Annotated in this window: 11 protein-coding genes and 1 pseudogene; 3 read left to right on the forward strand and 9 right to left on the reverse strand. The window is 36.9% G+C overall.

Annotation, left to right across the window (positions count from 1 at the left end):
• The first annotated feature begins 109 nt into the window (after positions 1 to 109).
• Entirely contained in the window at positions 110 to 1,288 is a 1,179-nt protein-coding gene (locus G577_RS0108215) for an IS256 family transposase (protein ID WP_028790508.1), read from the forward strand.
• Between the two features lie 223 nt (positions 1,289 to 1,511).
• On the opposite strand, the pseudogene G577_RS11315 reads toward G577_RS0108215, so the two are convergent.
• The 9 genes and pseudogenes from G577_RS11315 to G577_RS0108260 form a co-directional block, all read right to left on the reverse strand.
• Positions 1,512 to 3,372 (reverse strand): annotated as a pseudogene (locus tag G577_RS11315) (monovalent cation:proton antiporter family protein).
• A gap of 154 nt (positions 3,373 to 3,526) precedes the next feature.
• Positions 3,527 to 4,684 carry a nucleotidyltransferase gene (locus tag G577_RS0108225; RefSeq protein WP_028790793.1) on the reverse strand — a complete coding sequence of 386 codons (1,158 nt, stop codon included), beginning with the start codon at positions 4,682 to 4,684 and terminating at the stop codon, positions 3,527 to 3,529.
• A 65-nt stretch (positions 4,685 to 4,749) separates the two neighbouring features.
• The gene (locus G577_RS0108230; RefSeq protein WP_028790794.1) at positions 4,750 to 5,496 is read right to left on the reverse strand and encodes a class I SAM-dependent methyltransferase; all 747 of its coding nucleotides are present in this window, start codon (positions 5,494 to 5,496) and stop codon (positions 4,750 to 4,752) included.
• Positions 5,478 to 5,843, reverse strand: a complete 366-nt coding sequence (gene rsfS, locus G577_RS0108235; protein ID WP_038023028.1) for a ribosome silencing factor — start codon at positions 5,841 to 5,843, stop codon at positions 5,478 to 5,480. Before rsfS ends, G577_RS0108230 begins: the two co-directional genes overlap by 19 nt.
• An 11-nt stretch (positions 5,844 to 5,854) precedes the next feature.
• A complete protein-coding gene (yqeK, locus tag G577_RS0108240; protein WP_038023025.1) occupies positions 5,855 to 6,439 on the reverse strand; it encodes a bis(5'-nucleosyl)-tetraphosphatase (symmetrical) YqeK in 585 nt (194 codons plus the stop codon).
• Positions 6,429 to 7,058 carry a nicotinate-nucleotide adenylyltransferase gene (locus G577_RS0108245; RefSeq protein ID WP_244869457.1) on the reverse strand — a complete coding sequence of 210 codons (630 nt, stop codon included), beginning with the start codon at positions 7,056 to 7,058 and terminating at the stop codon, positions 6,429 to 6,431. The genes yqeK and G577_RS0108245 overlap by 11 nt, the downstream gene beginning before the upstream one ends.
• A 33-nt stretch (positions 7,059 to 7,091) precedes the next feature.
• Positions 7,092 to 7,403, reverse strand: a complete 312-nt coding sequence (yhbY, locus tag G577_RS0108250; RefSeq protein WP_028790798.1) for a ribosome assembly RNA-binding protein YhbY — start codon at positions 7,401 to 7,403, stop codon at positions 7,092 to 7,094.
• 9 nt (positions 7,404 to 7,412) lie between these two features.
• Positions 7,413 to 8,522, reverse strand: a complete 1,110-nt coding sequence (gene yqeH, locus G577_RS0108255; protein WP_028790799.1) for a ribosome biogenesis GTPase YqeH — start codon at positions 8,520 to 8,522, stop codon at positions 7,413 to 7,415.
• Complete coding sequence (locus G577_RS0108260; protein ID WP_028790800.1) at positions 8,519 to 9,049, reverse strand: YqeG family HAD IIIA-type phosphatase; 531 nt, start codon at positions 9,047 to 9,049, stop codon at positions 8,519 to 8,521. Before G577_RS0108260 ends, yqeH begins: the two co-directional genes overlap by 4 nt.
• 347 nt (positions 9,050 to 9,396) lie before the next feature.
• Here G577_RS0108260 and G577_RS0108265 point away from each other — a divergent pair, with 347 nt between their 5' ends.
• Together G577_RS0108265 and G577_RS0108270 are read left to right on the forward strand one after the other, a co-directional pair.
• A complete protein-coding gene (locus tag G577_RS0108265; protein WP_028790801.1) occupies positions 9,397 to 11,985 on the forward strand; it encodes a vitamin B12-dependent ribonucleotide reductase in 2,589 nt (862 codons plus the stop codon).
• A gap of 22 nt (positions 11,986 to 12,007) precedes the next feature.
• Positions 12,008 to 12,637 (forward strand): cob(I)yrinic acid a,c-diamide adenosyltransferase, encoded by a 630-nt coding sequence (locus G577_RS0108270; RefSeq protein ID WP_028790802.1) that lies wholly within the window; start codon positions 12,008 to 12,010, stop codon positions 12,635 to 12,637.
• Positions 12,638 to 13,015: the final 378 nt, after the last annotated feature.

Below are 13,015 nucleotides of genomic sequence, written 5' to 3' on the forward strand. Positions count from 1 at the left end.
GAGAGTGTAAAATATTTTGTGTAAATAGAGAAAATACCATACAAAAAAGGAAGTCCTTTCTGTAGAATAAAGTTAACGACAACTAACTCACAGAAAAGAGGACTTCCCTATGAATGATTTTACTACAGATATTTTACAAACACTAGTAAATAAAGGCGATTTGAACGAATGCTTTCGTTCCCACCTGGAAAACGCAGTCAATGTACTCCTTAAGACCGAACTAACGGCTTTTCTGGATTACGAAAAATATGAACGAGCAGGGTTCAATTCTGGCAATTCAAGAAACGGGGCTTACCAACGAACGATCAAAACAGAGTATGGCGAATTGTCATTGGAAATTCCTCGAGATCGCAATGGGGAGTTTAAACAACAGACATTGCCAACTTATAAAAGATCCAATGATACATTAGAAACAACGATCATTCATCTGTTTGAAAATGGGGTAACGATGTCAGAGATCGCCCAATTAATTGAGAAAATGTACGGACATCATTATACGCCCCAAACGATATCCAATATGACAAAAGCCCTAACAGAAGAAGTTCAAGCGTTTAAAACTAGAGCGTTACACCAGGAATATGTTGCTGTTTTTATGGACGCGACCTACATTCCTTTAAAACGACAAACCGTAGCCAAAGAAGCCGTTTATATTGCTATTGGGATTCGAGAAGACGGTACCAAAGAAGTCCTGGGCTACACGATTGCGCCGACAGAATCCCTAGCTATTTGGGAAGAACTATTACAAGATATTCACGCCAGAGGCGTTCAAGATGTACTGCTTTTTATCACAGACGGTCTAAAAGGCATGAAAGAGAAGATTCATCAAATCTATCCTCAAGCCCAGTATCAACACTGTTGTGTCCATGTCTCTCGTAATCTGGCACATAAAGTACGGGTCAAAGATCGAAAAGAAATCTGTGAGGACTTTAAGACGGTTTATCAAGCAAGCACCAAAGAAGAAGCCCTACGCTGTCTAACCTATATGACGGATAAATGGCAGAAAGCTTATCCCAAAATGATGCAGTCGCTTCTAGCAAATCAAGACTTATTGACGTTCTATGAATTTCCTCCAAGTATCCGTCGTACCCTTTATTCAACGAATTTAATTGAATCTTTCAATAAGCAAATTAAAAAATACAGTCACAGAAAAGAGCAATTTCAAAATGAAGAATCTTTAGAACGTTTCCTTGTTTCTATCTTTGACCATTATAATCAAAAGTTTTTAAACCGAAGCCATAAGGGCTTCCAACAAGTGACCGATACCTTAGCTTCGATGTTTACAGAATAACGAATTGTTTTACAGAAGGGCAACTCATTTACACAAAATTATTGACGCTCCCTGGTTTTCTGTTCTAGTGTTCATTCAACCATCGAATGAACATTCTTTTTCCTTTCCAGTACTCATTCAGCTATCCAATGGACATTCCTTTCTCACTTCATTACTTTATGCATCCTGCCTTCTAAAAAAGCCCCCTAAGAATCTCTTAAAAAGATTCTTAGAGGGACTCAATTTATTCATTATTTATCTCTAATAATGTTCTTAAATATTCCACCGACTCATTACTGCCTGACAAGATCAAATGATCTCCTAACTCTAAACGAGTTGTTCCATGAGGAATAATGGGTTCATGTTCGCGGAAAATTCGGCTAATGATCACTTGAGTAACTTCTGGCAATTGCGAGATCATCATATCAACATATTTCGCATTCGTTACAGTAATTTCGTTCAAACGAAACTCTGTTTTCGTCAGCAAATCAAAAGCAGCTGGTGATTCAATAGCGTTACGTAACATTCCCACATTGACATCGAACATACTGAAAAATTCGACACCATGGATTTTTAATTCTTCTTCCATTTCCATACGTTTCCTTGGATCACGGACATCTAAGCGTAAAATCACGCGAGGAACGCCGTATTCCTTAGCTTTTAAAGCAATATTATAATTGATACTTGCCTCTTTATGCGCCAAAACAAGAATATCCGTATCAAAAACATTATTAGTAATCAAGTTCTCATGATTTAGCGTCTCAAGGAAAGTCATATCTGTTTTATTATGATAAGTGTCATATTGATATTTGCTATTAGTATAAATGAATTTGTTAAAATGCTCAGAAGATAGCTCTTGTACAGCAGATACTGAGATTAAACCGACCCCCTATGATATGCACCTCTGTCTTAGATTGAGGTTCTTCATGAGGCTTATAAAAATATTTAAATAGAAGAGGACCAAGTAGACAAGATAAAATACCAGCTAAAATAAAAGCTCCTGATTGCCGCTGATTAATGACATCTAATTGTTGTGCGACAGAAAGTGCTGGTAAAATCAATGTGATCGTCATTTCAGATAAAAATACACCACTTAAGGCATTGGAAGGAGTAAATAATCTACGAAAAATAAAGTACGCTGGCAATTTGGCCAACAAAAAGGCAACTAAAAATAAGGGAATCAGTATCAAAGTCTCAGAAGAACTAAAAATACTAGATAGATCTAAATTGACCCCTGTTAAAATAAAGAAAAAAGGAATGAAAAAACCATAACCAATAGCGTCTAGTTTTTCTTCAGTTTTCTTTTCTGGTTCCAACAATTTAATGACGATACCCGCCAAAAATGCCCCTAAAGCATTTTCCGCACCAACTGTTTCTGCTAAAACGACTAAAGTAATAACAACTACAAAAGCAAGACGAATATCTAACTGCGTAGTTGCTTTCGTATATTTCTTAAAAACAGTAAAAAAGTTACGAAAACGTAAAAGCAAGAGTACAGCGACAAGGAAAATTACCGAAATAAGCCAAAGCGTACTACTATCTCCACTTTTTAGTGACGAATAAATGGTTAAACCCAAAAGCGGAAACACTTCGCCTAACACTGCAAAAAGCAAAAGTGTTTGTCCATAAGCTTTTCCCAGTAATTCGTTTTCTTTCAATACGGAAAGAACAACGCCAAGAGCTACGGTACTAAATAAGATGGCTGCTAATTGCACATCTGAAAAAAAGCCTAAAAATCTAAACAATCCTGCGAGCAACACCGAAGAGGCGATAGTTCCCCCATAAGCTAAACTAGCTACTTTTAGTGGAGTTTGCTTTGTAGCATTTTCAGCTTGCCTAGCCGCTAAAGGAGTAGACACATCTGGCTTTTTAAATAAGGAAAAATCAATTTCCATTCCGCTTAAAAAGAGTAACAAAACAACCCCTAAAGTTGAAATAGTGGATAGTACAGCGTTGGTCTCAATGATGTTCAACCCACTTTTTCCTAACAGTATTCCTACAAAAATTTCTGCAACTGTTGTAGGGATAAATGTTAAATGAAATCGTGCCAAAAACATAGGCGTTAAAAAGGCCGCAAAAGTTACTATTACGAGAGAAAAATTCATAATACCGCCTCCTTGAAAAACATAACAATCATGTTTTACAATCTTTTCTTAAAACATTCAAGATAAGTGTTCACAGTTTCATTTACAAGCACCTTAAGAATTATACGGGTCAATGTCCTTCTTGTGAAGTGTTTTTTGAGAGATTAAAAAAGTTTTATATACGTATAGGCGTTCGACCAAAATTTTGCTCAGCAATATTAAAGTCTGCTAGACGATAGATATCATCGCTTTTTAAAGCAAGATTCATAAGTCGCTCTTGAGTTTGCCCCACCTTAGAAATGATAGGCCAATGGATTGTTCTTTTTATTTGGCTTAAGTACTGTTGCCCTTTATTGCTAAACCCTAAAACAGGCAAATAATCGTGCTGCCAAGCGCTTTTAACAGCTTCCTCTTTGAAGTTTAATAAGGCATAACAAAGTAATCGTTGGATTCTTGTGCGAGTGTATCTTTTAGATTTTACTAACTCAACGTATTCTTCAAAACTGCTTGCCTGTTTAATCTTACTTTTTAAGCGATATTCTAGGCCTTCAACCATTTGATAAATTTCGCCTAACTCACTTCGTGAACTAGCAAGAATTTTATATTTTAAAAAAGGCCAATAATCCGCCCAGGTCACTTGGTAAGAAGCTAGATCTTCAGCCGTTTTAGCTGGGACAACTTCTTGAATAGCTTCATTTCTCATAATAGCTTGTCGAATAGCGGTGGCACTTGCAATATCTTCTGTTATTTCAACAGAATTATGACTAGACTTCAAACGTTGAATCGGAAAAATCGTCATTGGCTGTTTATAGCGAGCATTTTCTTTAGCATAAGCTAGGCCTAAAATATGGTTAGGCTGTTCTTGGGTTAGAGAAAATTCGGGAAAATCTTGCGCTAATACCGCTGCCATTTTTTCAGCATAAGACAAACTAGGGTTAGAATTTTCTTGATAAGCTGTATCAAATGCTGCTTGATGCGAATGAATAAAATTTCCAAAAGACGGATAATCAAACGTTTCTGTATGATCAGTGCCAAATGAAAAACTGTCACAATGTAAGGCGTGTAAGAGTTGAATTCCTCCTTTAGCAAAATAATCTGCAGATTGTAATGCCCAATGAACTGGTAGTTCAACCACTAAATCTGCTCCGTGATGTAAGGCTTCTTCAGCTCGTTTCCACTTATCAATAACGGCCGGTTCCCCACGTTGTAAGAAGTTTCCACTCATCACAACAATCACCACATCCGCTTGAGATTGTTCTCTAGCCTCTTGCAACTGATACTTATGACCATTGTGAAAGGGATTATATTCAGCGATAATTCCACAAGTTTTCATTTTGCTCCGCCTTTCTTATTATGAATAAAAACCCACGAAATCAAATGATTTCATGGGGTAAATGCTTATTTATGACAAACAAAAAACCAACGCTGGCTTGTTTCTGTCGGTTCGCTATCTGTAAAGTCGGCATAAAGCTCGACCTGGCTAAAGCCAGCCTGTTTCAATAAAATTTGGTAAGTATCTAAGGAATAGGTTCGCTCAAAATGTAGCTCGTCTTCTCGGGTAAAAGTTTCTCCCTCTTTTTTTATAAAAAACGTCAAAAAATGCTCAATACTATGAGCAACTTCTCCTGGGTAACTTTCCCATAAAAAGGCAAAATCTTCTGCTTGATAATGATAACTATAATCCGGAAAGACTTCATCCATTTGGTATAGAGAATGAACATCAAATAAGAAAATACCATCTTCTTCTAATACTTGATAAACTTGTTCAAAAGCTGTTTGAACTTCTGCTTTATTCGCTAAATAACAAATAGAGTCCGCATAACATGTGACAATTTCATAGCTACCTATCTCAGAAAGGTCCATCATATCGCCTTGAACAAACTGCACGGGAGTTTGTTCTTCTTGTGCTTGTTGGCTCGCCATCGCTAACATTTCTTCCGACAAGTCCAAAGCTGTCACTTGGTAACCTTCTCTAGCAAATTTAAGAGCTAAATCTCCAGTACCACATGCTAATTCTAAAAGGCTTTTCCCATTGTTTATATGATGTAATGTAAAATTGTACCACTCTTCATATAGTTGCTCGTCCATGATTTGGTCATAGATGAAAGCTAATGTAGTAAATGCTCTCATTTTTCCGCAATCCATTCCGAAAGATCGACAAGTGGCGCATCTGACCATAGCTTTTCTAATTGATAAAAGTCACGTTCCTCTTCGTTAAAAATATGAACAATAACGCCACCTAAATCAATTAAAATCCACTTCGCGTTATCTTTCCCTTCGATATTTCTTACTTCAACTTGAGCTTTCTCTTCTTCTTCAATCACCGCATCCACAATCGCTTGAATTTGGCGATCGTTTCTTCCAGAACTAATGACAAAATAATCCGCTAATAATGAAACTTCTTGCATATCTAAAGCTACAATATTTTGCGCACCTTTTGCATCAGCTGCTTGAACAGCAATTTGTAAAATTTGTTGACTATCTATTTTCATTCACCTCTTATTTATATTTCTTCCTTTTTAGCAACCCAGCGATTATATGTTTCAATTGTTTTTGGATAAACAGGAGCCTCAATATCAATCAAATGAGCCAGTGTATGCTTTGTTTCATAGGCGACCGCTTCATCCAAATCTTCACGAGCAATGGCACGTGCTTTTTCTACACCTGGGATATCTCTGCCAGGTTCAATATAATCGGCCACATAAATGATTTTATCTAATAAGGTCATTTGAGCCGCACCGGTCGTATGCAGACGAATCGCTTGTAAAATCGATTCATCTGTAATCCCTAATTCTTGTTTAACTAATTCAGCGCCTAAAAGACCATGCCAAATCGCATTATTCCAATGAAGTAAATCCGAATCATAACCATAATCACGAATTATTTGTTTGAATTCTTCATCTGAGCGCTCTTTAGCATAATCGTGCGTTAACGCCGCAACACTAGCTTTTTCTTTAGAAGCACCATAAGTTTCTGCCAAAAATAAAGCCGCTTTTTCAACTCCTAATACATGTTGAAAACGTTTCTCACTCATCGCCGCCTGTATTTTTTCTAGCAAGGTTGCTCTAGTTTCTTCGCTATAATGCATCGCGATACAACCCCTTTTCTTGAATATAGTGTAACACATTTTCGGGCAGTAGATAGTTTACCGAACAACCTTGAGCAATTTTTTTACGCAAGTCCGTCGAACTAAGATTCATATTGGGTACATCAATCCAAATAATTGGATAGGAAGATTCCATCGGATAGTTAGGACGTTTAACCCCCACAAAATGAACAAGCTGTGCTAATTCATCAATTTTATACCAGTTTGGTAAATCAGCTACCATATCGCCACCAATAATAAAATAAAAGTCCGTATCTGGGTATTTATCTGTTAAAATTTTCATAGTTTCGTAGGTATAGCTTTTCCCTTCACGTTCAAGCTCACTTTTTTCTATATCAAGTAAGGGGTTGTCTTCAACTGCTAGTTCTAACATCTTTACTCGATGTTTAGAATCAATCGTTGATTTATGATCCACATGAGGAGGTTGGTTAGAGGGCATCAAATAGACTTTATCTAATCCTAAAGAGCTCCCCACTTGATCGGCCATCACCAAATGTGCTAGGTGAGCAGGGTTAAATGTTCCACCTAAAATCCCGACCTGTCTTTTTTTTGAATTGTTCTGTTCTTTTACTTCTACAAATGTTTGCACATTACTCGACACTTGCTGTTTCAACTTTCCATGCGCCTCCAATAATTACACTTTTTTCACAGCAACAGAAATTTTTTGATTTTTTTCTTGGCTTGAGGGTTTAAAAACCACCAGCACACGTCCGATAATTTGTACCACCTGACAGTTTAACTCTTGTTCTAAAGTAACCGCCACATCCTGAGCATTTTCTTCTGTATTTTGTAGTAAGTTAATCTTAATTAGTTCCCGTTTTTCTAAGGCTTCACCAATTTGATGGATTAATTGTTCACTTAAACCACCTTTACCTACTTGAAAAATCGGTTGAAGATGGTGAGCCTGACTTTTTAAATAACTTTTTTGCTTTCCTCTTAATTCCATAATAACCTCCTAAATCAACGCCTTACGGGTAATAACATCTACACCTTTAGGCGCCCATCCTCTAACGACTCCAGGATCGTTTACCGTAATCCATCCTAAACCAGCAAAAACAATATCCGTTTTTTCTTTAATTGAAAACTCAAAACCTACCAATTCTGGGAAATCATCTATTTCATCTTTACGAGGCGGTTGTAATAGTTCACCTACATGTTTTTCATAAAATTGATCTGCCTTTTCTAACTTTGTACGATGGACGAGCAAATCATTTGAAACATAAGCGGTAAAAGAGCTCTTTTCGCCTTGAATAAAATCAAAACGCGCTAGTCCTCCTAAAAACAAAGTTTGCCCAGGATTTAATTGATAAGTCTTTGGCTTAATTTCTTTTTGAGGAGCAATTATTTGTAAGTCTTTAGCTCCTAAATAATGAGCCATTTGATGATGGTGAATAATTCCTGGTGTATCTATTAGTGAGTGTCCATCTTCTAACGGAATTTCAATTTTATCCAAAGTAGTTCCAGGGAATTTTGACGTGGTGATTAAGTTTTGAATTTCAGCTGTTTGGTTAATAATTTGATTTACCAGTGTTGATTTTCCGACATTTGTTACGCCGACAATATAAACATCGCGTTCGTTACGATACTTTTCGATCATTTCGAGTAAAGTATCTAACTCCTCACTTTTTTGCGCACTTGTTAAAAGCACATCTATTGGACGTAGCCCTTTTTCATGGGCCTGTTCTTTCATCCACTGTTTTAATTTGGTTCTTTTCAACGATTTGGGCAATACATCTACTTTATTTCCAACAAGTAACACGGGGTTATCCCCCACAAATCGATGTAGACTCGGTATCAATGAACCGTTAAAGTCAAAAATATCAACTACGTTAACAATTAAAGCGTTATTTTGCCCAATTTCATTAAGCAAGCCTAAGAAGTCATCATCTGTCAAAGATACATCTTGAATTTCATTATAATGACGTAATCGAAAACAACGTTGACAATAAATTTCTCCTGTTTCTACCCCTTTTTCTAAAACAGATTTCGGGGTATAACCAATTTTATTTTTATCTTCAGTTTGAATAACAGCGCCACAGCCTACGCATCGTAATTCTTCTGTCACTTTATCTCACCTCGCCACTTCATAACTTCAGGATTTCTTTTTTGCAAGTATCTCATAATTTTACGTTCGAAAAAACGATTAAAACGTGTTTTCCATCCGTCTGTATTAACAACCGGTTGAACTAAAATACTTCTTACTTTAGCACTATTAGCTGCTTTTATATCCGTCATTAGTTGGTCGCCCACCATGACAACCTCTGTTTTACTGACATCCAATTGTTTACACGCTTTATTAATGCCCACTGGCAATGGTTTTAACGCCCTAGCAACGTAAGAAATACCTAATTTATTTGCCACACGATGAATTCTTTTAGCACTATTATTAGAAACAACAATAACAGGGACATCTGCTTGCTTCATGCGTTTTAGCCACGCTTGTAATTCTTTTGTTCCATCAGGATGATTCCAAGCAATTAAGGTATTATCAAGATCTGTCAAAACAACCCTTATACCAACTGATTGTAACTGCTCAGGAGTAATCTCATAGATCGACTTTATCATCCATGTTGGTTTATAGTTTGAAAACATTTATCATTTTTCTCCTCAAATTAAACATGCCCATGATTCCTAACACGAATATTTTATATCTAATTGTTAAAAAAGATGGCTTTGCAACTCTTCACAAGAGTTGATTATACAATAAATTAATAGAAAGGAAAAGTTTTCCCTTTGACTTATTTTAAAATTCGTTAGGAACTCTTTAAAAAAGTTGAGGGATCAAACAGAGTTTATTTTTCATTCTTTATGAGAATTTTATTATAGCTATTGTAAAAACACATACAAAAGATTATACTAATTTGTACAATATCTAGTTAAAATAAATATTGATAACACAACATATGGTGTTTTTTATGTTTCTTAAAGGAGTTTTTAGTATGAGCACAGAAATAAAGGAAGCTGGCCTTGATATCGCAAAATTAAACCAGGACATTGCTCAATTTGAACAAGTTTATCCTATCACAGATGATATGCACACTACGCGAGAAGGTGTCTCGCGTTTAGTTATGCTTGACCGATATGCTTATAAAGACACGGCACAACGCAGTCTTACAGTGGGGGATTTAGTTGTTTTGACTGTTAAAAGCGATCCTAATTACCCTGCGCGTGGTATAGGAGTTGTACAAAAGATCAATGATAACAAACAGCAAGCTGATATTTTAGTAGAGGAAGCTTACCGCTTTGCCATTGAAGACGCAAACGAACAAGCTTCTGGAGTCGTTACTCGCAATCTAAATGAAATCGATAAACCATTGGAAATATTTTATGAACAAATTACTAAACGTGTCGCTCATGCCTTGGCTGACGTTGACCAAACTATCGGCAACAAAACAATGGTTGAAGAAGCATTCTACCAGCAATTAAAAGATATGAATTTTGTTCCAGCTGGACGTGTCCTTTATGGTGCTGGCTCCCAAGCTAATGTTACGTACTTCAATTGTTACGTAATGCCTTTTGTCCCTGATTCAAGAAGTGGCATTGCGGAGCATCGTAAAAAAGTTATGGAGATTATGAGTCGCGGCGGCGGTGTCGGTAGTAACGGCTCTGCCTTACGCCCGCGAAACGCCATTGTACGTGGAGTCAACGGAAAGTCTTCTGGTTCGGTTTCTTGGTTAGATGATATTGCTAAATTAACCCACTTAGTTGAACAAGGGGGCAGCCGACGCGGTGCACAAATGATTATGTTAGCTGACTGGCACCCCGATATTATTGAATTTATTATTTCAAAAATGCAAAATGCGCGTATATTGCGCTATTTGTTAGAAAACACCCATGATAGCCAAATTAAACAAATGGTCAATGAAAAATTACAATTTACCCCACTTTCACAAAGTGAATATGAAATGTATGAGTTTATTGTAAACCAAGCTGATAGGAGTAATGAAATTTCTCCAGCTACTGTTAAAGAAGCGAAAACAAAATTAAATGATGGCGGTACTTATAGTGTAAATAACCCAGAATTTTTATCAGGTGCCAACATTTCGCTAACATTGACAGACGATTTCATGCAAGCTGTGAAAAATGATGAAGACTGGCCCCTTCGTTTTCCTGATTTATTTAATTATAGCCAAGCCGAAATGGATGATTATGATGCTAAATGGCCAGAAATCGGTGATGTACGTCAGTGGGAAGATTTAGGTTATTCGGTTGCCACTTATCGTACGATTAAAGCACGTGAATTGTGGAAATTGATTAATATTTGCGCAACTTATTCTGCCGAACCTGGAATCTTTTTTATCGATAATGCGAATAATAAAACAAACGCTACAGCTTACGGGCAAAAAGTAGTCGCAACGAATCCTTGCGGTGAACAACCATTAGCACCTAATTCTGTCTGCAACTTAGGTGCAATCAATTTAGCTAATATGGCAAATAAAGAAACTGCGGAAGTTGACTATGACAAATTGACAGAAACCGTCAAAATTGCTGTGCAAATGCAAGATGATGTCATTGATTCAACGCCTTATTTCTTAGAAGAAAATAAAAAACAAGCTTTAGGTGAACGACGCGTGGGACTTGGCGTTATGGGATTAGCTGATCTACTCATCTATACTCACCACCGTTATGGTTCAAAAGATGGTAATCAAGTAGTCGATAAGATTTTTGAAACAATTGCTACTACTGCTTATAGAGAATCTATTCGTTTAGCTAAATTAAAGGGAAGTTTCCCATTTTTAATCGGTGAAACGGAAGAAGAAACCCAAGCGCTACGGCAACGTTTTATTCAAACTGGCTATATGAAAGAAATGCCTCAAGATATCCGAGAAGATATTTTAACTCATGGCATTCGCAATTCTCACTTATTAACAGTAGCCCCTACAGGTAGCACAGGAACCATGGTAGGCGTAGCGACTGGTCTAGAACCTTACTTTGCTTTTAAATATTATCGTAGTGGTCGTTTAGGAAAATTCATGGAAGTTAATGCGCAAATTGTTCAAGAATACCTAGACGAACATCCTGAAGCTAGTGTGGATCATTTGCCTGAATTTTTCGTTTCCTCAATGGAACTAGCACCAGAAGAACACGTAGATGTACAAACAACGATCCAACGCTGGGTAGATAGTTCGATTTCTAAAACAGTTAACGCGCCTAAAGGTTATACAGTAGATCAAGTAGCTACGATTTATGAACGTCTTTATGATGGTAATGCCAAAGGCGGAACGGTTTATGTAGATGGTTCACGTGATTCACAAGTACTTACCTTACAATCTGAAGAAGACGCAAACGAACAAACTCAATTATTTGATACAGAAGACGTTCGTATTGTAGATGATTCCGAAGAATTAGAACAGTTAGTCGAACAAGCAGAAAATGATCATATTCAACAAGAAGGACATACTGATGATGTTATTTATGGATCTGACGTTGGTGATACTTGTCCGATTTGTCGACAAGGAATCGTTAAAGATATAGGCGGGTGTAATACCTGTACAAATTGCCAAGCGCAATTACGCTGTGGTTTATAATAAACCAAGGAGGAATAAAAAGATGCAAGTGTATACGCGTACAGGTGATCAAGGTATGACCAAACTTGTAGGAGGCTTGGAAGTAACAAAAGATGATCCTCGTATCGAAGCTTATGGTACCATTGACGAGTTAAATAGTTTAGTCGGCTGTATTGCAAGCCTTCCCCAATTAAATTCGTCTTTTAAAGAAGAACTTGTCCAAATTCAACATTATTTATTTGATTGTGGGAATGATTTAGCTACTCCTACTTTTAAGGAAATGAGAAAGATTTCTCCTAGAACAAGAAATCCCAATGCCCCCTTTTATCCTTATGTAGTAAAAAAAGAAATGGTTGAATGGCTAGAAGAACGTATTGATTTTTATACAAAAATCCCACCAGAAATCAATTATTTCATTTTACCTGGTGGTACCAACGAAAGCGCGCAACTACATCTCGCTCGCACTGTAGCGCGACGAGCTGAGCGCCAAATCGTTACCTTTCAAAAACAAGGACAAGTGAATCCATCAGCTTTGCAATTTATTAATCGCCTATCTGACTACTTTTTTGTTTTAGCTCGTGTAGTCAATACACAAGCAGAAACAAAAGATGTCCGTTACGAGCGCAGCAAAAAGGTTTTCCATTCAAAACTAACAAAAGAGGATATTCAATAAAAACTAGGCAAAGGTGGCTATAAAAGCTATCCTTTGCCTAGTTTTTTAACGAAGAATAATTTACTTAGCTATAGTGCCAAATAGGGTAGAGGGGAAATAAATTTCCGCCCCTCCCGTCGCACCGTACGTACGGTCCTCGTATACGGCGCTACATTTGTACTGTTTTCACGCTTTATTTAGATAGTAGGATAAAGGATCAACCAATCCAGGTCGATCCTTTTTCTTTATGGCTAAAACTTTCGGACTTAACGTAAAGTTGACAACGTCCATCCCGCATTTCCTATACCAACCTAATCTAGAATTAGCGACCTTATAAATGTCTTCTTTCTTGAAATGACACTTGAATAGTCGATTCAATTATTGTAAATTCATATAGAT

The sequence above is a fragment of the Tetragenococcus muriaticus DSM 15685 genome, assembly GCF_000423785.1.
Taxonomy (GTDB): domain Bacteria; phylum Bacillota; class Bacilli; order Lactobacillales; family Enterococcaceae; genus Tetragenococcus; species Tetragenococcus muriaticus.

Bases quoted from the DNA above. Each gene is read 5' to 3' on its own strand.
- G577_RS0108215 (WP_028790508.1), top strand. From the start codon at position 110: ATGAATGATTTTACTACAGATATTTTACAAACACTAGTAAATAAAGGC.
- G577_RS0108225 (WP_028790793.1), bottom strand. From the start codon at position 4,684: ATGAAAACTTGTGGAATTATCGCTGAATATAATCCCTTTCACAATGGT.
- G577_RS0108230 (WP_028790794.1), bottom strand. From the start codon at position 5,496: ATGGATTGCGGAAAAATGAGAGCATTTACTACATTAGCTTTCATCTAT.
- rsfS (WP_038023028.1), bottom strand. From the start codon at position 5,843: ATGAAAATAGATAGTCAACAAATTTTACAAATTGCTGTTCAAGCAGCT.
- yqeK (WP_038023025.1), bottom strand. From the start codon at position 6,439: ATGCATTATAGCGAAGAAACTAGAGCAACCTTGCTAGAAAAAATACAG.
- yhbY (WP_028790798.1), bottom strand. From the start codon at position 7,403: ATGGAATTAAGAGGAAAGCAAAAAAGTTATTTAAAAAGTCAGGCTCAC.
- G577_RS0108260 (WP_028790800.1), bottom strand. From the start codon at position 9,049: ATGTTTTCAAACTATAAACCAACATGGATGATAAAGTCGATCTATGAG.
- G577_RS0108265 (WP_028790801.1), top strand. From the start codon at position 9,397: ATGAGCACAGAAATAAAGGAAGCTGGCCTTGATATCGCAAAATTAAAC.
- G577_RS0108270 (WP_028790802.1), top strand. From the start codon at position 12,008: ATGCAAGTGTATACGCGTACAGGTGATCAAGGTATGACCAAACTTGTA.